This is a genomic window from Pseudomonas sp. P1_F7 (assembly GCF_056405655.1).
In genome coordinates, this window is the sequence record NZ_JBFUBR010000003.1 from 1 (window position 1) to 20,995 (window position 20,995).

Consider the following 20,995-nt stretch of genomic DNA (forward strand, 5'->3'; position numbering starts at 1 on the left):
GGTGGTCGATTGGGCCGACATGCCGCTGTCCATGGGCCAATACGGCATGAGCGAAGGCGAGCCGGCGCTGCGTGAAGCTTTGGCCGCCGAGGCGCGAGCGTTGGGAGTGCCGTGCGAGGCAAGCCAGGTACTGGTGGTCAGCGGCTCGCAGCAGACCCTCGACCTGGCCGCCAAGCTGTACATCGACAAGGGCACCGAAATCCTGCTTGAAGCGCCGACCTACCTCGCTGCATTGCAGATCTTTCAGCTGTTCGGCGCCGATTGCCTGACCGTGCCGCTGGAGGCTGACGGGCCGAACTTGTCGGAGCTACGTGCTCGCCTGGAACAACACCGCCCGGCGTTCATCTACCTGATCCCGACCTTCCAGAATCCATCGGCGGTGCGTTACAGCGAAGCCAAACGCGACGCGGTGGCCGCGTTGCTCGATGAATTCAGCGTGACGCTGATTGAAGACGAGCCTTACCGCGAGCTGACCTTCGACGGTGGCAGCGCCACGCCGATTGTCAGCCGCTTGAAGAAGGTCAGCTGGATCTATACCGGGACCGTGTCGAAAACCCTGTTGCCGGGTTTGCGCGTCGGCTACTTGATCGCCAGCCCGGATCTGTTTCCGCATTTGTTGAAACTCAAGCAGTCGGCGGATTTGCACACCAATCGGGTCGGTCAGTGGCAGGCGCTGCAATGGATCGGCAGTGAAAAGTACCGGCAACACCGCAGTGAATTGCGTGACTTTTACCGTGGGCGTCGGGATGCGTTCCAATCGGCGCTGGACACTCATTTCTCCGATCTGGCGGACTGGAACGTGCCGCAGGGCGGGCTGTTTTTCTGGTTGAAACTCAAGCAGCCGCAAGACACCCGAACCTTGCTCACCGCCGCGTTGGCCAATGACGTGGCGTTCATGCCGGGGGAACCGTTCTTCCCCGAGCCGGATATTAATCCGGGGTATCTGCGGTTGAACTTCAGCCACATTGATCCGGCGCGGCTGGATGAGGGGCTCAAGCGATTGGCGGCGGTGGTGCGTTCGGGGCTTGCGTTGTCTGGGCTGGCCTCATCGCGAGCAAGCTCGCTCCCACAGGTTTTGTGAGCGCTACAAATCCACTGTGGGAGCGAGCTTGCTCGCGATGGCGTCAGTCACAACACCACAAGCAAATCAGGCTGCCGCAAACCGCTTATCCAGATAATCAATGATCACCTTGGACTCATACATCCAGGTGGTCTGGCCATTCTCTTCGATGCGCAGGCACGGCACCTTGATCTTGCCGCCTTGCTCCAGCAAGGTCTGGCGATCCTGTTCGTTGTTCTTCGCATCGCGAAGGGCCACCGGCACATTCAGGCGGCGCAGGGTGCGGCGGGTTTTCACGCAGAATGGGCAGGCGTGGAATTGATACAGGGTCAGACCCTTGGCGGCGGATTCGACCTGGGCCTGAGCGGCGGCGGGGCGCTTTTTCTTGCTCGGACGAGTAATGAAGTCAATGAAGATGATCAGTTGGCCAAGGCCGACACGAAGCGCTTTTACGAACACGTTGAAAGCCTCACGGTGCGAATGAATAAGGGCGCGCAGCTTACCTGATTTTTTGCAGGCGAAAAAAAACCGGCGATGAACGCCGGTTTTCTTCGTGCAGCGAATTACTTGATGAGGCTGAGGAATTCGCTGCGGGTGGCGGCGTTCTCGCGGAACTCGCCGAGCATCACCGAGGTGATCATCGTCGAATTCTGCTTTTCCACACCGCGCATCATCATGCACATGTGCTTGGCCTCGATCACCACCGCAACGCCCAGGGCGCCGGTGACCTGCTGGACCGCGTCGGCGATCTGGCGGCTGAGGTTTTCCTGGATCTGCAGGCGACGGGCGTACATGTCGACGATGCGCGCGACTTTCGACAGGCCCAGGACCTTGCCGCTCGGGATGTAGGCGACGTGAGCCTTGCCGATGAACGGCAGCAGGTGGTGTTCGCACAACGAGTACAACTCGATGTCCTTGACCAGCACCATTTCGCTGTTGTCGGAGCTGAACAGGGCACCGTTGGTGACCTCTTCCAGTGTCTGTTCATAGCCGCGGCAGAGGTACTGCATGGCTTTGGCGGCACGCTTGGGCGTGTCGAGCAGGCCCTCGCGGGAGACGTCCTCGCCCAGTTGGCCAAGGATCGCGGTGTAATTCTGTTCCAGGGACATGAAACTACCTGTGGGATTTTACGCAAAGGGCAAGGGTACGGTGGCGGACACGACGCTGCAAGCGTGGCGCGTCAGCTTTACTCGTCGCGACCTTCCATCATGGTGCGTTTGAGCATCACATAAACCGCGCCGGCACCGCCGTGTCTGGCCTGGCACGAGGTGAAGCCGAGCACCTGTGGATGCTGGCGCAGCCAGGTGTTGACGTGGCTTTTGATCATCGGCCGCTTGCCGTCCAGGCGTACTGCCTTGCCATGGGTGACGCGCACGCAGCGGATTTCGAATTTGGTGGCTTCGGCCAGGAACGCCCAGAGGGTTTCCCGGGCCTTTTCCACGCTCATGCCGTGCAGGTCGAGGCTGCCTTCGAACGGGATCTGTCCGATCTTGAGCTTGCGCATCTGGCTTTCCTGCACGCCATCACGGGCCCATATCAGTTCGTCTTCAGGGCCGACGTCGATGACGAACTGATCGGACAGCCCGTCAACGGTGGTGGATTCGGTGCGCACGGTGGCCGCCAGCCGCAGCTTGGCAATCTGCGCGCGGTCAGCCTTGGGTTTGCCGGTTTCGGCGCGATCGTGCTTGATCGGCTTGACGCCTTGGATCGCGCTTTTGAACAGGGAAAAATCGTTGTCTTGCATGTCAGCCTCCGCGAAGGGCGGCCAGTTTACCCAACTCGAAGCGAATCGGGCGCGACAAAAACGCGCGCGACGCCTGGCTCAGTCGTGTTTTTTCATCAGGTGCGGCGACATGGCCAGTTCCCGCGACTGCCGCGAGCGACGACGGCAACGGCGCCATAGCCAGACACCGAGGTACAGCACGAACAGGCCGATGACCAGGATCACCGCAGCACCGGTGCGGCTGGTGTTCAATTCACCCAGGGCGGGTGCGTGGCCGAGCAGGCTGGCGACACCGGCCATGACGAGCAACACGCCGCACATCGCCAGCAGTGCCGCGAACGTCACACCGATACGAAAACGCCAGTTGCTTTGGCCTTTGGGCCGCAAGCGGCGAGCGTCAAAACCATCGGATAACTTCATTCCGACCTTCCTCTATGGGTATCGGCCCTTCGACCGGGAGTTGACCGGGATGTTCCTGAGGCTAAGACAATTACGGCAAATGAGAGGTTTTTGCGGATGAGCGGCATTCCAGGCCGCTCATTGAGTGTCGATCAGATCAGTTCACAGGTCAGGGCGAGGGTGGCGAAGTTGTCACCCATGATGGCCATTTCGGTCTGATGAACGTGCTCGGCGCTCAGGACTCCGCCCTTGTAGGGCAGGTCGCGTGTTGCGCAGGCGTCTTCAATGAGCGTGCAGCGGAAACCCAGGTTCTTTGCTGCGCGCACGGTGGTGCTGACGCTGGAGTGACTCATGAAACCGCAGACGATCAGGTCGAGGGCGCCAAGGTCTTCCAGGCGTTTGGCCAGTTCGGTACCGTGGAACGCGCTTGGCAGCAATTTACCGATGACGGTTTCGTCGCTCTGTGGCTCCAGGCCCGGAATGAACTCACCACCGACGCCTTGCGGGTTGAACATTCCACCGAGCGTTCCGAGGTGGCGGACATGCACGATCGGCCGGCCGGCTGCACGGGCAGCGGCGAGCAATTGCTTGATGTTTGCGACGGCCTCATCCATGCCGCTGAGGGCCAGTGGCCCGCTCAAGTATTCTTTCTGGGCATCGATGATGATAAGGGTCGCGTGGCTCAGTTTGGCTGCCGGGTAACCGCGGCCGCTGAGTTGAAACATCGTTTTTGGAACGGACATTCTGGGGCTCCTTGGAGTGGGGCTTTTGCGCCATTGTCCTCTGGCTGAGCGGTTCTGTGAATCGCTACGATCGTAGGTGCCGTCGTTGCTGGCCTGTAGCCTTGTCAATAGTCGCGTTTTGTTCAATAGCCTGGCGAAAAAACGGATAACTCCTACATTTGAATCGGTAGTTTCCCGCGTCGTCGTGACGCCGTTTGACTGGTAGAATCGCCCGTCGATTTTTCTGGAGTTTGCCGTCGTGATCACTTCCCGCCTTCGCACCCTGCGTGACCATATCCGTTGGGCCGTCAGCCGCTTCCATGGGGAGGATCTGTTTTTCGGCCATGGCACTGACAACGCCTGGGACGAAGCCCGGCAATTGGTGTTGGGCGCGCTGCACCTGCCGTGGGAAATCGCCGACAGCTACCTCGACTGCAATCTGGAAGAAGACGAAGTGGTTCACCTGCAGCTTTTGCTCAAGCGCCGCATCGAAGAGCGGGTGCCTACCGCGTATCTGCTGGGCGAGGCCTGGTTCTGTGGCATGTCGTTCATCGTCGATGAGCGCGTGCTGATCCCGCGTTCTCCTATCGGCGAACTGATCGAAAACCGTTTTACTCCGTGGCTGGCTAACGAGCCGGCGCGGATTCTCGACCTGTGCACCGGTTCCGGTTGCATCGGCATCGCCTGCGCCTACGAGTTCCAGCATGCCGAGGTGGTGTTGGCGGACCTGTCGTTCGAAGCGCTGGAAGTGGCCAATCAGAACATCGAGCGCCATGGTGTCGATGAGCGTGTGTACACGGTGCAGGGCGACGGTTTCGAGGGCTTGCCGGGACAACGTTTCGACTTGATCGTGTCGAACCCGCCCTATGTCGATGCGGAAGATTTCGCTGACATGCCGGACGAATACCAGCACGAACCGGAACTGGGCCTGGCCTGCGGTGATGACGGCTTGAACCTGGTGCGGCGCATGCTGGCCGAAGCGGCGGATCATCTGACCGATAAGGGCTTGCTGATTGTCGAAGTGGGCAACAGCCAGGTGCACGTCGAGGCGTTGTACCCGGAAGTCGACTTTGCCTGGCTCGAATTCGAACGCGGCGGTCATGGTGTGTTCATGCTGAGCGCGCAGCAATGCCGGGAGCATCAGGCGTTGTTCGCTTCCCGCATTTAAAAAGCAAAAGATCGCAGCCTGCGGCAGCTCCTACATGGAATGCGTATTCCTGTAGGAGCGCCTGAAACACCGCAAACGCCACCAGGCAAGTGATGGTGAAGCGCAGTCCGGCGTCTTCGCGTTTGTACTTGCTGACTTTTTCTTCGTGTTTCTTGAGTTTGACTTCCTGCTCGGCCAGGTTCTGCTCGGCTTGCTGGAGCATCTGCGCCGCTTCGAGAATTTCCACGACCTGCAGTTTTTCGCTGTTCCAGTCGCCAGAAAGGTCGCCGACCTTGACCGGCTTGACGCTACCTTTCAAATGCTGGGCATCGGCGTACACCACGTCGAACCCGTGCACGCGCAAAAAATGATCGCGGCGCAGGCGGGTGTCTTCGTTCAGCGCATCCTTGTTGTTCAGGTCAAAGCCGTCGATGGTGTAGGTCGGCCAGCGCTTCTTCGCCCAGTTGATGCCCTGGGCCGCCATATAGCGGCCAATGCCGCGGTTCAGCGGTTCAACCTGCAAGCCGCTTTGCGGGCCGAAATGCACGCGTTTTTCGGCGTGATCGACCCACACGTCCAGATGATTCTGTTCCTTGCGCACACGCTGGCCGGGCAGGGTGATACTCATGCGCATCAGGCTGCGCGCCTTGTCGTTGCGCTCGGCATAGCCTAATTCGACAAAGCGCAACGGACGCCCGCCCGTGTTGCGGTCAGTCTGCAGCGGCGCCAGTCGGAGCATCTTGTGGTACTCGACGTGGACGTCCGCCCAGGGCAGCTCGACCGCTGGCGGTGCGTCAGTTTCAGCGGTGGTGTCGGGTGAAGTCTGGGTGTCAGTCATAACGGCGAGATCCTGTCCAAGCTCAGCTTGTCGCCAGCCAATGTGCTGGCGACAAAGGCTTATCGGCCGTTTTTTTCAGGACTGGAGGGTAATGAGAGGTTAACTGGTGCGAAGTCCGTCAATAAACCCGAGGATCCGCGTGCCCAGCTCCGCCGCCAGGGGCAATTGTGGGTCTTTATAGGAGGCCAGTTGGCGTTTGACGTCGTTGGGAACGATGCGCATGACGTGGTTCATGCCCTCGATCAGCGCCAGTTCGGCGTCCGGTTTGGCGGCCTTGAGCAGCCTTGCGTCATTGACGCCGACCTGGATGTCGTTGCTGCCCTGGATGATCAGCGCCGGCATTTTCAGCTTGGCAAACGCCGCGGCCGGGTCCTGGCGGAACAGGGAAATCAGGTACGGCTGCACGCTCGGACGGAAAATCGCCTGCAAGGGTGGCGGCACATTGTCGTCGGGTTTCCCGGCCTTGAGGCTGTCGAGCAGTTCATTGCTGCGCAGCATCAGCGGTGGCGGCAGGCGATTGCCCAGTTGCTCGCGGATGACCTGATCGACCGGCCTGGCGCTGCCGGAGACAGAAATCACCGCGTCGGCATCGATGCCCGGCGCAGCGAGGCTGGCGATCAAGGCGCCTTCGCTGTGCCCCAGCACAATCAGCTTGCCGAAACGCGGATCGCTCTTGAGTTTCTGGCCCCAGGCTTCGGCGTCGGCCACATAGGCTTCCACCGTCAGATTGCGCTCGTCCGGCGTGGCGGCCAGGCTCGCGGCCACACCGCGCTTGTCGTAGCGCACACTGGCGATGTTGTGTTTGGCCAGCACCCAGGCCAGGCGCTTGAGGCTGTCATTGCGCCCGCCGTCGGCGTTGTTTCCGTCACGATCCGTAGGACCGGAGCCGGAAATGATCAGGACAACCGGTACCGGATTGTCGGATTTTGGCAGTAACAGCGAGCCGAAAAGCTCGCCGGTGCCGGTGTCCAGCGTCATCGGCCGTTGCAGGACAGTCGCCTGGGCGAAGCCGGAAATCAGGGTAAGGCTCAAGGCTAGAACTCGCAGCATCATCGCGCCATCATCAAGAAGATGCCGGTTGGACTCACAGGCACCCATAAGGTTCGAGGATGAACTACTTGGGTAGCCTGCGTATACTGGCGCGCATTACGTATTCAGGTTCATTTCACGGAGCGTCCTGCATGTCCGGCAATACCTACGGCAAGCTGTTCACTGTCACCACCGCGGGCGAAAGCCATGGTCCGGCGTTGGTCGCCATTGTCGATGGCTGCCCGCCGGGGCTGGAGATATCCCTTGAGGATCTGCAGCGTGACCTGGACCGCCGCAAGCCCGGCACCAGCCGCCACACCACCCAGCGCCAGGAAGCCGACGAAGTCGAAATCCTCTCCGGCGTGTTCGAAGGCCGCACCACCGGTTGCGCCATCGGCCTGCTGATTCGCAACACCGACCAGAAGTCCAAGGACTACTCGGCGATCAAGGACCTGTTCCGCCCGGCCCACGCCGACTACACCTACCACCACAAGTACGGCGAGCGCGACTACCGCGGCGGCGGTCGCAGCTCGGCCCGCGAAACCGCGATGCGCGTTGCGGCCGGTGCGATTGCGAAAAAATACCTGGCCAGCCAGGGCATCGTCATTCGCGGCTACATGAGCCAGCTGGGGCCGATTGAAATCCCGTTCAAGACCTGGGAATCGGTCGAGCAGAATGCCTTCTTCAGCCCGGACCCGGACAAAGTGCCGGAGCTGGAAGCCTACATGGACCAGTTGCGTCGCGACCAGGATTCGGTCGGCGCCAAGATCACCGTGGTCGCCGAAGGCGTGATGCCGGGTCTGGGCGAGCCGATCTTCGACCGTCTCGACGCCGAATTGGCCCATGCGCTGATGAGCATCAACGCGGTCAAGGGCGTGGAAATCGGCGCCGGTTTTGCCAGCGTCGCCCAGCGAGGCACCGAGCATCGCGATGAAATGACCCCGCAAGGTTTCCTCAGCAACAACGCCGGCGGCATTCTCGGCGGTATTTCCTCCGGTCAGCCCATCGTTGCGCATCTGGCGCTGAAGCCGACATCGAGCATCACCACGCCGGGCCGTTCCATCGACATTCATGGCAATCCGGTGGAAGTGATCACCAAGGGCCGGCACGACCCGTGCGTCGGCATCCGCGCCACGCCGATTGCCGAGGCGATGATGGCCATCGTGCTGATGGATCACCTGCTGCGTCACCGCGGGCAGAACGCCGATGTGCGCGTGAGCACCCCGGTGCTGGGTCAGCTTTAATGGCTGACTTTTCAGTCGCTGCCGTCTAATGACGGCAGTGGCGCTCCCGTACTGGCGGCTCTCCAGTTTCTATCTGTTCTATTTCGCCTTGCTCGGTTCGACAGCGCCGTTTCTGGCGCTGTATTTCGATCACCTCGGATTCAGTGCCGCGCGCATCGGCGAACTGGTGGCGATCCCGATGCTGATGCGCTGCGTGGCGCCGAATATCTGGGGCTGGCTGGGCGACTACACCGGTCGGCGACTGGCCATCGTGCGCTTTGGCGCGGTGTGCACGCTGCTGACCTTTTCGCTGATTTTCGTCAGCAAGACCTACGCCTGGCTGGCGATGGTCATGGCCTTGCATGCGTTCTTCTGGCACGCGGTGTTGCCGCAATTCGAAGTCATCACCCTGGCGCACTTGCAGGGCCAGACCTCGCGCTACAGCCAGATTCGCCTGTGGGGTTCGATCGGTTTCATCATCACCGTGGTCGCGCTGGGCCGTTTGTTCGAATGGCTGAGCCTGGACATCTACCCGGCGGCGCTGGTACTGATCCTGGCCGGCATCGTGGTCAGCAGTTTGTGGGTGCCTAACGCGCAACCGATTCAGGGTGAACGGTTGACCGGGGAGGGATTTCTCCAGCAACTGCGCAACCCCGGTGTGTTGGCGTTTTACGGCTGCGTGGCGCTGATGCAGATGAGCCACGGGCCGTATTACACGTTCCTGACCTTGCACCTTGAGCACCTGGGTTACAGCCGGGGCGTGATCGGCATGCTCTGGGCGGTCGGCGTGGTCGCTGAAGTTTTGATGTTTTTGGCCATGAGCAAGATCCTCGCGCGGTTTTCACTGCGCCGGGTGCTGATGGCGAGTTTTCTGCTGGCGGCGCTGCGCTGGTTACTGCTCGGGTCGTTGGCCGAATTCCTTTGGGTATTGCTGTTTGCCCAGGTATTGCACGCGGCGACATTCGGCAGCTTTCACGCCGCTGCCATTTCATTCGTGCAACGTAGCTTCGGTGCGCGCCAGCAAGGCCAGGGCCAGGCGCTGTATGCCGCGTTGGCCGGCACCGGCGGTGCGTTGGGCGCGTTGTATTCCGGCTACAGCTGGAATGCGCTCGGCGCGGCATGGACATTTAGTATTGCCAGTCTCGCAGCCGTCGCGGCTGCCGTTATCATTGCCACACGTATGCAAGAGGACAGGCCATGAGCCTTACCCGTGAACAACTCGCCCAGGAAATCATCGACGCCGGGCGTTTTCTGTATGGCCGCGGCTGGTCGCCGGCCACCAGCAGCAATTACTCGACCCGCCTGTCGCCGACCGAAGCCTTGCTGACCGTGTCCGGCAAACACAAGGGGCAACTGGGCATGGACGATGTGCTGGTCACTGACCTGTCAGGCAACAGCCTGGAGCCGGGTAAGAAACCGTCCGCTGAAACCCTGCTGCACACCCAGCTCTACAGCTGGCGCCCGGAGATCGGTGCGGTGCTGCATACCCATTCGGTGAACGCCACCGTGCTGTCGCGCCTGACGCCGCAAGATTTCATCGAATTCGAAGACTACGAACTGCAAAAAGCCTTCAGCGGTGTGACGACCCACGAATCCCGGGTGCGCGTGCCGATTTTCGACAACGACCAGGACATTGCGCGCCTGGCCGCCAAGGTGCAGCCTTGGCTGGACGCCCATCCCGATTGCGTCGGCTACCTGATCCGTGGGCACGGCCTGTACACCTGGGGCGCGCGCATGAGCGACGCCCTGCGGCAGATCGAGGCCTTTGAATTTTTGTTCGAGTGCGAGTTGAAGATGCGCTCGCTCTTTAAAGCATGAACCGTTAAGGAGTTGCCCTGATGAGCAGCCTGTCCGTCTATCACGTCTCCAGCCCTGAAATCCCCAACAAGGTGCTGACCCATTTCGAAGACATCGCCTCGACCCTGGCCGAGCAAGGCGTGCGTTTCGATCGTTGGCAAGCCGCCACCAAGCTCCAGCCGGGTGCCAGCCAGGATGAAGTGATCGCCGCCTATCAAGACCAAATCGACAAGCTGATGACCGAACGCGGTTACATCACTGTCGACGTGATCAGCCTCAACAGCGACCACCCGCAAAAAGCCGAATTGCGCGCCAAGTTCCTCAACGAACACCGCCATGGCGAAGACGAAGTACGATTTTTCGTGGCCGGGCGTGGCCTGTTTACCCTGCACATCGACGATTACGTGTACGCGGTGCTGTGCGAGAAAAACGACCTGATCTCGGTGCCGGCGGGCACCAAACACTGGTTCGACATGGGCGAGCACCCGCATTTCATTGCGATCCGTCTGTTCAACAACCCGGAAGGCTGGGTGGCCAATTTCACCGGCGAAGACATCGCCAGCCAATTCCCGCGTCTGGAGGACTGAGTCGATGCCGATCAAAGCGATTCTCACCGACATCGAAGGCACCACCAGCGCGGTGAGTTTTGTGTTCGACGTGCTGTTTCCTTACGCGGCCAGGCATCTGCCGGACTTCGTTCGTGAGCACGCCGGGCGCGTAGACGTGGCGGCACAGTTGGACGCCGTGCGCCGAGACAGCAATGAGCCGGACGCCGATGTCGAGCGCGTTGTCGAGATCCTGCTGGGCTGGATTGCCGAGGACCGCAAGGCCACGCCGTTGAAAGCGTTGCAGGGCATGGTCTGGGAGCAGGGGTATCTGGCCGGGCAGTTGAAGGGGCAYGTGTACCCGGACGCCGTTGAAGCGCTCAAGCGCTGGCATCAGGACGGCTTTCAACTGTTTGTTTATTCGTCCGGTTCGATCCAGGCCCAGAGGTTGATCTTCGGCTGCTCGGAGGCGGGGGATTTGACACCGTTGTTCAATGGTTACTTCGACACCACTTCAGGGCCCAAGCGCGAGGCGCAGTCCTACGCCAACATTACGCAGGCAATTGAGGTCGAGGCGACACAGATTCTGTTTTTGTCGGACATCGTCGAAGAGCTCGACGCGGCGCGTGCGGCGGGGATGGCTACTTGCGGGCTGGCCCGCGAGGGCGGCGAACTGGCAGGGCATGTCACCGTGGACAGCTTTGCGCGGATAGAACCCTCAACGTTCTAAACACCATTGTTTAGCAGCTGCCATACGAACTGTGGGAGCGAGCTTGCTCGCGAAAGCGGTGTGTCATTCAACGTTGATGTTGACTGATACTCCCTCTTCGCGAGCAAGCTCGCTCCCACAGTTTTTTCCACATTATTTTTACAGCGAGTGATAGGTCGGCAAGGCAAACCGTTGCTGGCTCTGCAACATGGAAATCTGCGGCAATTCGCTGGCCTGTTCAGCGAGGTCACGGCGAATCGCGCTGATGACCCAGGACAGTTGATCGCCATTGTGCAATTGCTGGTAAGAGATCGAGCGCTTGAATTCTCTGCCGTCGGCGCTGCTCAAGGTCAGCAGAATCCCGCCATCAGGGCGGTCCTGGGTAGTGACTGCGAAGTTGGAGAACAAGGACGAAAATTTTTCCTGGATAAGGCTCATGTCGTTCAGCTCCGTGATGACTTGAATGGAAAGCATGGAAAGACTGTTGCAGCCTTTGTGCCATTCATTTCAGCTGATAAATATTAAGTAAAATCAATATGTTACGGTTTTCAGTGATTTTTGCTTTCGTGCAATCTGCATGAATGGCCATCGTGCATCCTGCATTTTGCAGGTCCGTCGGCGACTCGATGGAACCAATTGGCGTGGGTGAGATCACGATTTTCACTCCGTTGTTGCGGATCAAGATCGCAGATACAAAACATTTCAAAAACCGCGTGTACAGCTCAAGAACCGTTGACGTATTTTCGGATTCAGTCATCGCAGCCCGACAATAAAAAGATCGAACGGGAGCATCATGAGCCGCACGTCGAACGACACGATTACCTGGGGCATGATGCTCCGCAAGCTGCCTTCCATCGCCAAGGCCATCCCCCGGGTGGTGAAAGGCATGAAGGCCGCCAACGTCAAGGACCCGACCCAAACGTGTGGTTTGGGCTGGAGTTTCGAGCAAGCCACATTGCGCAACCCGAAGGGGCCGGCGCTGTTGCAAGGCGACGTAACGCTCAGTTACTCCGAGGTCAACCAATGGGCCAACCGCATCGCCCATCACCTGATCGGCCAAGGCATCGGCAAGGGTGATGTGGTGGCGGTCTTCATCGAGAACCGCCCCGAACTGCTGGTGACGATTCTGGCGGTGGCCAAGGTCGGCGCAATCAGTGCGCTGCTCAATACCTCGCAAACCCGCGACACCCTGGTGCACAGCGTGAATCTGGTGACGCCGGTGGCGATCATTGTCGGTGAAGAGTTGGCTCCGGCGTACCTGGCGGTTCGTGATCGGGTGTCGATCAAGGCTGACCGAACCTGGTTCGTCGCCGATCAGGACACTTCACGCCAACCGGGTATCGCGCCTGAAGGTTTCATCAACCTGATGACCGTCAGCCTCGACGACGCCAGCGACAACCCGGCGAGCAGCCGGCAGATTTTCTTCGACGATCCCTGTTTTTATATCTACACCTCGGGCACCACGGGGCTGCCCAAGGCCGGCGTGTTCAAGCACGGACGCTGGATGCGCAGCTCTGCGAGTTTCGGCATGATCGCCCTGGACATGCGCCCCGACGATGTCGTCTATTGCACCTTGCCGCTGTACCACGCCACGGGCCTTTGCGTGTGCTGGGGTTCGGCCGTCAGTGGTGCCAGCGGGTTCGCCATCCGCCGCAAATTCAGCGCCAGTCAGTTCTGGAGCGACGTGCGCAAGTACCACGCGACCACCATCGGTTATGTCGGCGAACTGTGCCGCTACCTGGTCGATCAACCGCCGAGCGTCGACGACAGTCGGCACGACGTGAAGAAAATGATCGGCAACGGCCTGCGCCCCGGCGCCTGGAACGAGTTCAAGACCCGCTTTGCGGTGAATCACATCTGCGAGCTGTACGCCGCCAGCGACGGCAATATCGGTTTCACCAACATTCTGAATTTCGACAACACCATCGGTTTTTCCCTGATGTCCTGGGAATTGGTCGCGTACGACCACGACAACGGTGCGCCGATTCGTCAGGCCAATGGCTTGATGCGCAAGGTCGCCAAGGGTGAGCAGGGGTTGTTACTGGCGAAAATCGACGACAAGGCACCGTTGGACGGCTACACCGATCCGCAGAAAACCGCCAAGGTCGTGCTCCAGGATGTGTTCGAAAAGGGTGACCGCTACTTCAACACCGGCGACCTGTTGCGCAACATCGGCTTTGGGCATGCGCAGTTTGTCGACCGACTGGGCGATACCTACCGCTGGAAGGGCGAAAACGTCTCGACCACGGAGGTCGAAAACATCCTCCTGCAACACCCGCATATTTCCGAAGCCGTGGCCTATGGCGTGGAAATCCGCAACACCAATGGGCGGGCCGGGATGGCGGCGATCACGCCTGCCGAATCCCTGGCAACCCTGGACTTCAGCGAACTGCTGGCCTTCGCCCGTGAGCAAATGCCGGCCTATGCGGTGCCGTTGTTCCTGCGGGTGAAAGTGAAAATGGAAACCACCGGAACGTTCAAATATCAGAAGACCCGACTCAAGGACGAAGCTTTCGACCCGGGTAAAACTGGAGATGATCCGATCTATGCCTGGCTGCCGGGGACCCAGACCTACGTGCAGGTCACCGAGCAGTTGTTGTCCGACATTCACGGCGGCAAGTACCGCTATTGAATCTGACTATGGCGGCCCATGAGAAAAAACAAGTGACAGTGCCGGGGCCGCTCGGGAAACTGTCGGCTTTTACGAATGACAGAAAAGGGAGTGCCCAATGTCAGACAAAAGCCGCCAGATGACCCCCGAAGAAGCCGCAGAATTCACCGAACAGGTATTCAACAAGGCACGGGAGGGCGATGCGGCGATGATGGCCGCGCTGCTGACCAAGGGTTTGCCGCCGAACCTGCGTAACCACAAGGGCGATACCTTGCTGATGCTGGCCGCGTATCACGGTCATGTGGACACGGTCAAAGTCCTGCTGGAGCACAAGGCCGACCCGGAGATCCGCAACGACAACGGCCAGAGCCCGATTGCCGGCGCCGCGTTCAAGGGCGACCTGGCGGTGATCAAGGCCTTGGTCGACGGTGGCGCGCAGGTTGAAGGCTCGTCCTTCGATGGCCGCACGGCGCTGATGATGGCGGCGATGTTCAACCGCGTCGAAGTGGTCGATTACCTGGTCAGCAAGGGCGCCGACCCGAAAGCCAAAGACGCCAATGGCATCACCGCGCTGGAAGCGGCTAAAACCATGGGCGCTACCGATACGGTTGCTCAGCTTGAGAAGCTGATTGGCTGATTGCTTTAAAATGGCCATTCGAATCTATCCTTGCGGTATCCTTCGCGCCCTCAAAATTCACCTCGCTACAGGATCCTCCCCATGAAAGCCGCACTCGTCGAACTCATCAGCAAAATCAGCTCCGGGTGCATGGGCGAAGACGAAATCCTCAAGGTCGCAGACGAAGCGGCCCAGGCCTACGCCGATCAGGATGCTTTTCTGACGGCCAATCCGGACATCAACTACGACGAAACCTTCCCGATCCCGCTGGGTGAGTGGGTGGTGGTCGGCAGCCTGCCGGAAACGGTGCTGTTCCAGGCTGACACCTACATGGACCTGTTCGCCCAAATCGTCGCCTCGTTCGGCCCGGGCGTTGAGTTCAACCTCAAGTCCAAGCAACTGGCCAAGACCGAAGCCCTGACCGCGCTCAACCGTATCCAGGTGCAGATGAGCAGCATGAACAAGGAAAGCGGTGGCTACACGCTGATGAATTTCAGCCAGTTGCTCGATGACGAGTTGCAGGTGGTGCTGGTCTACGGCAATGACGTGCCACGCGTGCTGGAATTGTGCGCAGAAGTCGGCATCGCAGCCGCGCCATCCCTGGAAGCCCTGAAAGTGGCGATCCACGTCTGATAGCCAAACACTGTCAATAAAAGGGAACCCTCGCGACGACCGTCTATCCTGAGAGGGCAAATCACTCTTCAGGAGCGTCACCATGGGTTCCACGTTCAACAGCCTGGTTGCCTTGATTATTTTTGCCCTGGACATCTGGGCCATCATCAACGTTTTCAAAAGTAGTGCCGAGACCGGGATGAAAATCCTCTGGGTACTGTTGATCGCGCTGTTGCCGGTGCTGGGACTGATCATCTGGGCCATCGCCGGGCCGCGGGGCAATGTCAAATTCTGAACGAATTCCTACAAACAACACCGACCCTGTGGGAGCGGGCTTGCCCGCGATTGCGATCTGTCAGGCGCATTGATAGTGAATATGCGGCCGTCATCGCGAGCAAGCTCGCTCCTACATTCGACCTGTCATGTTCCGCGACGTAGAATGCGCGCCTTTCCCGGTCAATCGAGACGCTCGATTGGCCATCATGGGCGGGTAACCGTCCGTTGCCACCCGCATTCATCGGAGCACTTCCCATGAGCAACACCCCGACCAGCGACTACCTGGAAACCCTCTACGAAGGCTACGGCCAGCGTTTTCGCATGGAAAAACTGCTGCACGAAGTGCGCACCGAGCACCAGCACCTGGTGATCTTCGAGAACCCGCGCATGGGCCGGGTGATGGCGCTGGACGGCGTGATCCAGACCACCGAAGCCGACGAATTCATCTATCACGAAATGCTCACCCACGTGCCGATCCTCGCCCATGGCACCGCCAAGCGCGTGCTGATCATCGGCGGCGGTGACGGCGGCATGTTGCGTGAAGTGGCCAAGCACCGCAGTGTCGAGCACATCACCATGGTCGAGATCGACGGCACCGTGGTCGACATGTGCAAGGAATTCCTGCCGAACCACTCCAAGGGTGCATTCGATGATCCACGCCTGAACCTGGTGATCGATGACGGCATGCGTTTTGTTGCCACCACCACTGAAAAGTTCGACGTGATCATTTCCGACTCCACCGACCCGATCGGGCCGGGTGAAGTGCTGTTCTCGGAAAACTTCTACCAGGCTTGCCACCGCTGCCTGAACGAAGGCGGCATCCTGGTGACGCAGAACGGCACGCCGTTCATGCAGATCGAAGAAGTGAAGACCACCGCCGGTCGCCTGCGCAGCCTGTTCCCGGACTGGCACTTCTACCAGGCCGCCGTGCCGACCTACATCGGCGGCTCGATGACCTTCGCCTGGGGCGCCACCAATACCGCTTATCGCAAGTTGTCCCGTGAAACCCTGCAACAGCGCTTCGCGGGCAGCGGCATCATCACCCGCTACTACAATCCTGAAATCCACATCGGCGCCTTCGCCTTGCCGCAATACGTGTTGCAGGCGGTGAACAAGCCAAGCAACGACTGATCTTTCAGACCGCGCACGAAACCTGTGGGAGCGAGCTCGCTCCCACATTGGTTAGTGCTGACAGAACCATCGGGTTTTAAGGAACAATTAGCCAGCTAACAAGGTCGAGATGGATGTAAGCCCATCCATGGGTTTTATCGAGGAGGCACCAATGCAAAAGTGGAAAGTCACTTTCGTGGATGATCATGGCGAAACCATCAACGAAGTCTTTGAGTGCACCGAGCGCCCGGACTACGAGCGGGCCGCCAAGCTCATCAAGGCCCGGCTTCTTCCTGTCGCTGCCGAACTGGATCTGAACGATCTGGAGGGGCGGACCACTGATGCGTGCGTCAAAGAGCTCAAGTCCCAGAACAGCATTCAAATCCTCGGCATTACTCCAGTCTGAGCGACACCTCTCGCATTCACATCCAGGCCTTGGCAGAGGCTCTATCTTGAGGCTACTCTGCAAGCGAGATCAGCGAATGAATCGCTAAGGTCTGGTCTTGTCAGCTCCATGCTTGTTTCCCGCCGGCACATTGGTTGCCGTCGCTCGCGCTGTTCGGTTGCGGGTGAGGGAGTACGGAAAGTCTATCCATCGTTTTGAGGAGGACGTTTCATGAGCACAGCCTATCAAGAAGACATCAGCAGCAGCGTGCTGCGCCGCATGAAAGAAGGCGGTTTTGACTTTTCGCGGTTTCATCCCATCGAGTTCTACGCCATTTTCCCGGATGAGGAGCGGGCACGCAGGGCGGCAGGTCATTTCCACCATGGTGAATCCCTGAATGCGCAAATCAGTGTGCGCGACGACGGCGCCTGGGCGCTGGAACTGTGCAAAGTCATGTATGCCACCTACGACGACATCGGCGATTTCGAACAGGGTTTCGAAGCGGTGGTCGAGCCATTGGGCGGCATCATCGAAGGCTGGGGTGTGAAACAGGAGGTACGAGGGCGACTCGCATAACCTTATGAACAGTGACAACCGGCAATGACGGCTGACCTTCGGGTTGGCCGTTTTCATTTGTGGGCGTTGAAAACCAGCAAAAAAAAGCCGCCTGGGCAGGCGGCTAAAAGGGAAGTCCGGGGAGCTTTTCAGCGAATGTCTGGATTATCCGTAGCCATTGCCGGGCAGTGAAATCAACTCTGGCTATGCTGGTGATAGGCGATCACAGCGCCTTGCAATGAAGCGGGGGCAATCAGGTTGGGGCATTTGTCGCACAGGATTGGTGCGGTGCGTGCGTCTTGATTATCCAACCGATTGAAATTTAAGCGTTTATGCCGATGGCACGGGCCTTGCGAAGGTCTGGACGTCCGAGTGACAAGGAGTACGGCATGATCCGCAACTATTTTGATGAGATGTACGATGCCGGCGGCCAGGTCCGCCCGCATTATCGGGAGTTTGCCCGTTGGCTGGCCGAGACGCCTGACGAGCTTCTGGCACAACGGCGACGCGAGGCCGATCTGCTGTTTCATCGCGCCGGGATAACCTTCACGCTCTACGGTGATGAGCAGGGGACAGAGCGCCTGATTCCCTTCGACACCATTCCCCGCAGCATCCCCGCCAGCGAGTGGCGCGTCGTCGAGCGCGGCTGCATCCAGCGGGTCAAGGCGTTGAACATGTTCCTCGCCGATCTCTACCACGAGCAGCGAATCATCAAGGCCGGCATCATTCCGGCCGAGCAGGTGCTGGCTAACGAGCAGTACCAGTTGGCGATGCAGGGCCTGGATTTGCACCGCGATATCTATTCGCACATCTCCGGCGTCGACCTGGTGCGCGACGGCGACGGCACCTACTACGTGCTCGAAGACAATTTGCGGACACCGAGCGGCGTCAGTTACATGCTCGAAGACCGCAAGATGATGATGCGCCTGTTCCCCGAGCTGTTCGCGGCGCAACGCATCGCCCCTATCGACCATTACCCGAACCTGCTGCTCGACACCCTGAAAAGCTCAAGCCCGATCGATAACCCGAGCGTGGTGGTGCTGACACCGGGGCGCTTCAACAGTGCGTTCTTCGAACATGCGTTTCTGGCGCGGGAAATGGGTGTGGAACTGGTGGAGGGCGCGGACCTGTTCGTACGTGACGACAAGGTCTACATGCGCACCACCGACGGGCCGAAAGCGGTCGACGTGATTTATCGTCGCCTTGACGACGCCTTCCTCGATCCGCTGGCGTTCAACCCGGAATCGATGCTCGGCGTGCCGGGGCTGCTGTCGTCCTACCGTTCCGGCAACGTGGTGCTGGCCAATGCCATCGGCACGGGGGTGGCGGATGACAAGTCGGTGTATCCGTTCGTCACCGACATGATCCGTTTCTATCTGGACGAAGAACCGATCCTGAAGAACGTGCCGACCTGGCAATGCCGTAATCCCTCTGAGCTTTCCCACGTGCTGGCCAATCTTCCAGAACTGGTGGTCAAGGAAACCCAAGGCTCCGGCGGTTACGGAATGCTGGTGGGGCCGGCGGCTACGGCAGCGGAAATCGAAGCCTTCCGCGCGCGCATCATCGCCAAGCCCCATGCGTATATCGCGCAACCGACGTTGTCGCTGTCGACCTGTCCGACCTTTGTCGAAAACGGTATCGCACCGCGCCATATCGATCTGCGTCCGTTTGTATTGTCAGGCCGTGAAACCCGGGTCGTGCCCGGCGGTTTGACCCGCGTCGCCCTGCGCGAAGGTTCCCTGGTGGTCAATTCCTCCCAGGGCGGCGGAACCAAGGACACCTGGGTGGTCGAGGATTAAAGGAAGCCTGTCATGTTAAGTAGAACTGCCTCGGATTTGTATTGGATGTCGCGTTACCTGGAGCGGGCGGAAAACCTCGCACGGATGCTCGACATCAGCTATTCGCTGTCGCTGATGCCGCAGGACGGTCGTGGCGACGGTTTGCACGAGCTGGCCATGCCGCTGTTGATCACCGGCACCCTGGACGATTACCTGGAGCGCCATGGCGAACTGCATGCCGAACGGCTGCTGCATTTTTTCGCCCTGGATGCGGCCAACCCGGCGAGCATCTACAGCTGCCTCGGTGCCGCACGGGCAAGCGCCCATGCGGTGCGTGGACGCATCACCGCCGACATGTGGGAAAACATCAACGCCACCTGGCTGGAAATTCGCGGCATCGCCGGGCAAGGATTGAGCCGCTACGGCATGAGCCGTTTCTGCGAGTGGATCAAGGAACGTTCCCACCTGTTCCGGGGCGCGTCCTACGGCACCATCATGCGTAACGATGCGTTTCGTTTCATTCGTCTGGGGACTTTTATCGAACGGGCGGACAACACCTTGCGCCTGCTCGATGCCCGCTACGAAATGGCCGGCGATCAGGCCGAAGCAGTCAGCGATGGTACCGCTCACGCGTATTACCAATGGAGCGCATTGTTGCGGGCGTTGTCGTCGTTCGAGGCCTACACGGAAATCTACCGCGACGCCCCCGGCGCCCGGCATGTCGCCGAATTGCTGTTGCTGCGGGCCGATGTACCGCGATCCCTGCGTGCCTGCACCGAAGAAATCGACCAGATCCTCGCGCAATTGCCGGGGGCCAACGGTCGTCCCGCCCAACGCCTGGCGGCAGAAATGGACGCACGCCTGCGCTACACCGGCATCACCGAAATTCTCGACGAAGGCCTGCACGCCTGGCTGACCGAGTTCATCCCGCTGGTGCGCCAGTTGGGTAACGCGATTCACAGTTCTTATCTGGAGGCGGCATGAGACTTTCCATTAGCCACGAGACCACCTATCACTACGAAGACAAGGTGCGGGCGAGCATCCAGTATCTGCGCCTGACTCCCCACGACAGCGAGCGTCAGCACGTGCTCAGCTGGCAGCTCGACCTGCCGCGTCCGGTGCGGGCGCAACTCGATCCGTTCGGCAACATCCTGCATGTGCTGACCATGGATGAGCCGCACGAAGCGATCATCATCGGCGCCCGTGGCCAGGTCGATATCGACGAGTTGCGTGAGGCCGAACACGAGAGCCAGTCGGCACTGCCGTTTCTGCGTTTCACCCGTTTGACTGAAGCCGACGCTGCGCTGCGCGCGTTCGCCGAGAAGGAGTGCAAGCAACGCCGCGATCGCACGGCGCTGATCGATCTGATGCATGGCCTCAACCAGCATATGACCTACACGCCGGGCTCCACGGAAGTGGACACCAGCGCGGCCCAGGCCTTTGCCGGGCGCTCCGGCGTGTGTCAGGACCATACCCATGCGTTTCTTGCCTGCACCCGCAGCCTGGGCATTCCTGCGCGTTATGTGTCGGGCTATCTGTACAGCGAAAATAGCGAACACCTGGCCAGCCATGCCTGGGCCGAAGCCTGGCTGGATGACGCCTGGTACAGCTTCGACGTGACCAATGAACTGGCCCGGCCGGAGCGTCACCTGAAGCTGGCAGTGGGTCTGGACTACCTGGATGCCTGCCCGGTGCGCGGGATGCGTCGGGGCGGCGGGTGTGAGCAGATGCACGCCAAGGTGCTGGTTTCACCGACGCCAGCGCCGGTGATTTCAGTGCAGCAGCAATAATCTGATGGATCACCCTTGTAGGAGCTGCCGCAGGCTGCGATCTTTTGATCTTTAGTAAAAAAGCGAAGCA

General features: G+C 59.8%; 25 protein-coding genes and 1 pseudogene. 17 read left to right on the forward strand and 9 right to left on the reverse strand.

All coding sequences use genetic code 11. The annotated features are described in order from the left end of the window. Positions 1 to 1,081 (forward strand): aminotransferase-like domain-containing protein (locus tag AC1D1M_RS04040; RefSeq protein ID WP_477774656.1); only part of this gene is annotated, 1,081 nt, incomplete at its 5' end. Positions 1,082 to 1,147: 66 nt separating this feature from the next. Here the strand turns inward: AC1D1M_RS04040 and AC1D1M_RS04045 are convergent. From AC1D1M_RS04045 to AC1D1M_RS04065, 5 genes are all read right to left on the reverse strand, one after another. Continuing rightward, positions 1,148 to 1,519: a glutathione S-transferase N-terminal domain-containing protein gene (locus AC1D1M_RS04045; protein WP_150724597.1), complete on the reverse strand. Its 372-nt coding sequence runs from the start codon at positions 1,517 to 1,519 to the stop codon at positions 1,148 to 1,150. Positions 1,520 to 1,623: 104 nt separating this feature from the next. Then, the gene (gene folE, locus AC1D1M_RS04050; RefSeq protein WP_007988130.1) at positions 1,624 to 2,169 is read right to left on the reverse strand and encodes a GTP cyclohydrolase I FolE; all 546 of its coding nucleotides are present in this window, start codon (positions 2,167 to 2,169) and stop codon (positions 1,624 to 1,626) included. A gap of 77 nt (positions 2,170 to 2,246) precedes the next feature. Then, the gene (locus AC1D1M_RS04055; protein ID WP_477774657.1) at positions 2,247 to 2,804 is read right to left on the reverse strand and encodes a Smr/MutS family protein; all 558 of its coding nucleotides are present in this window, start codon (positions 2,802 to 2,804) and stop codon (positions 2,247 to 2,249) included. Positions 2,805 to 2,882: 78 nt separating this feature from the next. Beyond that, on the reverse strand, positions 2,883 to 3,203 hold the full coding sequence (locus AC1D1M_RS04060; protein ID WP_477774658.1) for a hypothetical protein: 321 nt from the start codon (positions 3,201 to 3,203) through the stop codon (positions 2,883 to 2,885). A 131-nt stretch (positions 3,204 to 3,334) separates the two neighbouring features. Then, the gene (locus AC1D1M_RS04065) at positions 3,335 to 3,925 is read right to left on the reverse strand and encodes a cysteine hydrolase family protein (protein WP_477774659.1); all 591 of its coding nucleotides are present in this window, start codon (positions 3,923 to 3,925) and stop codon (positions 3,335 to 3,337) included. A gap of 238 nt (positions 3,926 to 4,163) precedes the next feature. Between AC1D1M_RS04065 and prmB the strand changes: the two genes are divergently transcribed. Then, a complete protein-coding gene (prmB, locus tag AC1D1M_RS04070; protein WP_477774660.1) occupies positions 4,164 to 5,072 on the forward strand; it encodes a 50S ribosomal protein L3 N(5)-glutamine methyltransferase in 909 nt (302 codons plus the stop codon). Positions 5,073 to 5,130: 58 nt separating this feature from the next. Here prmB and AC1D1M_RS04075 read toward each other — a convergent pair. Both AC1D1M_RS04075 and AC1D1M_RS04080 read right to left on the reverse strand, forming a co-directional pair. Continuing rightward, positions 5,131 to 5,889, reverse strand: a pseudogene (locus AC1D1M_RS04075) (hypothetical protein); the annotation flags it as partial. A 99-nt stretch (positions 5,890 to 5,988) separates the two neighbouring features. Next, complete coding sequence (locus tag AC1D1M_RS04080) at positions 5,989 to 6,987, reverse strand: alpha/beta hydrolase (protein WP_477774661.1); 999 nt, start codon at positions 6,985 to 6,987, stop codon at positions 5,989 to 5,991. A gap of 83 nt (positions 6,988 to 7,070) precedes the next feature. Between AC1D1M_RS04080 and aroC the strand changes: the two genes are divergently transcribed. From aroC to mtnC, 5 genes are read left to right on the forward strand one after another with little or no spacing between them, the layout of a single operon-like run. After that, a complete protein-coding gene (gene aroC / locus AC1D1M_RS04085; RefSeq protein ID WP_085716874.1) occupies positions 7,071 to 8,162 on the forward strand; it encodes a chorismate synthase in 1,092 nt (363 codons plus the stop codon). Between the two features lie 28 nt (positions 8,163 to 8,190). Then, complete coding sequence (locus AC1D1M_RS04090; RefSeq protein WP_477774662.1) at positions 8,191 to 9,342, forward strand: MFS transporter; 1,152 nt, start codon at positions 8,191 to 8,193, stop codon at positions 9,340 to 9,342. Then, the gene (locus AC1D1M_RS04095; protein WP_477774663.1) at positions 9,339 to 9,959 is read left to right on the forward strand and encodes a methylthioribulose 1-phosphate dehydratase; all 621 of its coding nucleotides are present in this window, start codon (positions 9,339 to 9,341) and stop codon (positions 9,957 to 9,959) included. Before AC1D1M_RS04090 ends, AC1D1M_RS04095 begins: the two co-directional genes overlap by 4 nt. A gap of 20 nt (positions 9,960 to 9,979) precedes the next feature. Beyond that, a complete protein-coding gene (locus tag AC1D1M_RS04100) occupies positions 9,980 to 10,525 on the forward strand; it encodes a 1,2-dihydroxy-3-keto-5-methylthiopentene dioxygenase (protein ID WP_477774664.1) in 546 nt (181 codons plus the stop codon). A gap of 4 nt (positions 10,526 to 10,529) precedes the next feature. Next, positions 10,530 to 11,213 (forward strand): acireductone synthase, encoded by a 684-nt coding sequence (gene mtnC, locus AC1D1M_RS04105; RefSeq protein ID WP_477774665.1) that lies wholly within the window; start codon positions 10,530 to 10,532, stop codon positions 11,211 to 11,213. A gap of 138 nt (positions 11,214 to 11,351) precedes the next feature. Here the strand turns inward: mtnC and AC1D1M_RS04110 are convergent, their stop codons facing one another. Together AC1D1M_RS04110 and AC1D1M_RS04115 are read right to left on the reverse strand one after the other, a co-directional pair. Continuing rightward, complete coding sequence (locus tag AC1D1M_RS04110) at positions 11,352 to 11,630, reverse strand: DUF3509 domain-containing protein (protein ID WP_477774666.1); 279 nt, start codon at positions 11,628 to 11,630, stop codon at positions 11,352 to 11,354. Between the two features lie 64 nt (positions 11,631 to 11,694). Further along, complete coding sequence (locus tag AC1D1M_RS04115) at positions 11,695 to 11,949, reverse strand: hypothetical protein (RefSeq protein WP_477774667.1); 255 nt, start codon at positions 11,947 to 11,949, stop codon at positions 11,695 to 11,697. 36 nt (positions 11,950 to 11,985) lie between these two features. Between AC1D1M_RS04115 and AC1D1M_RS04120 the strand changes: the two genes are divergently transcribed. The 10 genes from AC1D1M_RS04120 to AC1D1M_RS04165 all read left to right on the forward strand — a co-directional run bounded on the left by AC1D1M_RS04120 (position 11,986) and on the right by AC1D1M_RS04165 (position 20,925). Next, positions 11,986 to 13,824: a long-chain-acyl-CoA synthetase gene (locus AC1D1M_RS04120; RefSeq protein ID WP_477774668.1), complete on the forward strand. Its 1,839-nt coding sequence runs from the start codon at positions 11,986 to 11,988 to the stop codon at positions 13,822 to 13,824. A 97-nt stretch (positions 13,825 to 13,921) separates the two neighbouring features. Next, positions 13,922 to 14,440, forward strand: coding sequence for an ankyrin repeat domain-containing protein (locus AC1D1M_RS04125; RefSeq protein WP_477774669.1), 519 nt, complete (start codon positions 13,922 to 13,924; stop codon positions 14,438 to 14,440). 81 nt (positions 14,441 to 14,521) lie between these two features. Beyond that, positions 14,522 to 15,052: a hypothetical protein gene (locus AC1D1M_RS04130; protein WP_477774670.1), complete on the forward strand. Its 531-nt coding sequence runs from the start codon at positions 14,522 to 14,524 to the stop codon at positions 15,050 to 15,052. Between the two features lie 82 nt (positions 15,053 to 15,134). After that, positions 15,135 to 15,326 (forward strand): PLD nuclease N-terminal domain-containing protein, encoded by a 192-nt coding sequence (locus AC1D1M_RS04135; protein ID WP_007993066.1) that lies wholly within the window; start codon positions 15,135 to 15,137, stop codon positions 15,324 to 15,326. Between the two features lie 236 nt (positions 15,327 to 15,562). Beyond that, entirely contained in the window at positions 15,563 to 16,438 is an 876-nt protein-coding gene (speE, locus tag AC1D1M_RS04140) for a polyamine aminopropyltransferase (RefSeq protein ID WP_477774671.1), read from the forward strand. Positions 16,439 to 16,589: 151 nt separating this feature from the next. Continuing rightward, positions 16,590 to 16,823 carry a hypothetical protein gene (locus AC1D1M_RS04145; protein ID WP_477774672.1) on the forward strand — a complete coding sequence of 78 codons (234 nt, stop codon included), beginning with the start codon at positions 16,590 to 16,592 and terminating at the stop codon, positions 16,821 to 16,823. Between the two features lie 210 nt (positions 16,824 to 17,033). Further along, complete coding sequence (locus AC1D1M_RS04150) at positions 17,034 to 17,378, forward strand: ribonuclease E inhibitor RraB (RefSeq protein WP_477774673.1); 345 nt, start codon at positions 17,034 to 17,036, stop codon at positions 17,376 to 17,378. 368 nt (positions 17,379 to 17,746) lie between these two features. Then, complete coding sequence (locus tag AC1D1M_RS04155; RefSeq protein ID WP_477754167.1) at positions 17,747 to 19,156, forward strand: circularly permuted type 2 ATP-grasp protein; 1,410 nt, start codon at positions 17,747 to 17,749, stop codon at positions 19,154 to 19,156. A gap of 12 nt (positions 19,157 to 19,168) precedes the next feature. Continuing rightward, positions 19,169 to 20,119: an alpha-E domain-containing protein gene (locus tag AC1D1M_RS04160; RefSeq protein WP_477774674.1), complete on the forward strand. Its 951-nt coding sequence runs from the start codon at positions 19,169 to 19,171 to the stop codon at positions 20,117 to 20,119. Further along, positions 20,116 to 20,925 (forward strand): transglutaminase family protein, encoded by an 810-nt coding sequence (locus AC1D1M_RS04165; protein WP_477774675.1) that lies wholly within the window; start codon positions 20,116 to 20,118, stop codon positions 20,923 to 20,925. The genes AC1D1M_RS04160 and AC1D1M_RS04165 overlap by 4 nt, the downstream gene beginning before the upstream one ends. Positions 20,926 to 20,995 lie beyond the last annotated feature (70 nt).

Excerpts from the sequence above, each read along its gene's own strand:
- AC1D1M_RS04115 (WP_477774667.1), bottom strand. The coding sequence starts at position 11,949 with ATGACTGAATCCGAAAATACGTCAACGGTTCTTGAGCTGTACACGCGG.
- AC1D1M_RS04130 (WP_477774670.1), top strand. The coding sequence starts at position 14,522 with ATGAAAGCCGCACTCGTCGAACTCATCAGCAAAATCAGCTCCGGGTGC.
- speE (WP_477774671.1), top strand. The coding sequence starts at position 15,563 with ATGAGCAACACCCCGACCAGCGACTACCTGGAAACCCTCTACGAAGGC.
- AC1D1M_RS04120 (WP_477774668.1), top strand. The coding sequence starts at position 11,986 with ATGAGCCGCACGTCGAACGACACGATTACCTGGGGCATGATGCTCCGC.
- AC1D1M_RS04145 (WP_477774672.1), top strand. The coding sequence starts at position 16,590 with ATGCAAAAGTGGAAAGTCACTTTCGTGGATGATCATGGCGAAACCATC.
- AC1D1M_RS04110 (WP_477774666.1), bottom strand. The coding sequence starts at position 11,630 with ATGAGCCTTATCCAGGAAAAATTTTCGTCCTTGTTCTCCAACTTCGCA.
- AC1D1M_RS04090 (WP_477774662.1), top strand. The coding sequence starts at position 8,191 with ATGACGGCAGTGGCGCTCCCGTACTGGCGGCTCTCCAGTTTCTATCTG.
- AC1D1M_RS04065 (WP_477774659.1), bottom strand. The coding sequence starts at position 3,925 with ATGTCCGTTCCAAAAACGATGTTTCAACTCAGCGGCCGCGGTTACCCG.
- AC1D1M_RS04055 (WP_477774657.1), bottom strand. The coding sequence starts at position 2,804 with ATGCAAGACAACGATTTTTCCCTGTTCAAAAGCGCGATCCAAGGCGTC.
- aroC (WP_085716874.1), top strand. The coding sequence starts at position 7,071 with ATGTCCGGCAATACCTACGGCAAGCTGTTCACTGTCACCACCGCGGGC.
- AC1D1M_RS04125 (WP_477774669.1), top strand. The coding sequence starts at position 13,922 with ATGTCAGACAAAAGCCGCCAGATGACCCCCGAAGAAGCCGCAGAATTC.
- AC1D1M_RS04150 (WP_477774673.1), top strand. The coding sequence starts at position 17,034 with ATGAGCACAGCCTATCAAGAAGACATCAGCAGCAGCGTGCTGCGCCGC.
- AC1D1M_RS04165 (WP_477774675.1), top strand. The coding sequence starts at position 20,116 with ATGAGACTTTCCATTAGCCACGAGACCACCTATCACTACGAAGACAAG.
- AC1D1M_RS04135 (WP_007993066.1), top strand. The coding sequence starts at position 15,135 with ATGGGTTCCACGTTCAACAGCCTGGTTGCCTTGATTATTTTTGCCCTG.
- AC1D1M_RS04080 (WP_477774661.1), bottom strand. The coding sequence starts at position 6,987 with ATGGGTGCCTGTGAGTCCAACCGGCATCTTCTTGATGATGGCGCGATG.
- folE (WP_007988130.1), bottom strand. The coding sequence starts at position 2,169 with ATGTCCCTGGAACAGAATTACACCGCGATCCTTGGCCAACTGGGCGAG.
- AC1D1M_RS04060 (WP_477774658.1), bottom strand. The coding sequence starts at position 3,203 with ATGAAGTTATCCGATGGTTTTGACGCTCGCCGCTTGCGGCCCAAAGGC.
- AC1D1M_RS04160 (WP_477774674.1), top strand. The coding sequence starts at position 19,169 with ATGTTAAGTAGAACTGCCTCGGATTTGTATTGGATGTCGCGTTACCTG.
- AC1D1M_RS04095 (WP_477774663.1), top strand. The coding sequence starts at position 9,339 with ATGAGCCTTACCCGTGAACAACTCGCCCAGGAAATCATCGACGCCGGG.
- AC1D1M_RS04100 (WP_477774664.1), top strand. The coding sequence starts at position 9,980 with ATGAGCAGCCTGTCCGTCTATCACGTCTCCAGCCCTGAAATCCCCAAC.
- AC1D1M_RS04155 (WP_477754167.1), top strand. The coding sequence starts at position 17,747 with ATGATCCGCAACTATTTTGATGAGATGTACGATGCCGGCGGCCAGGTC.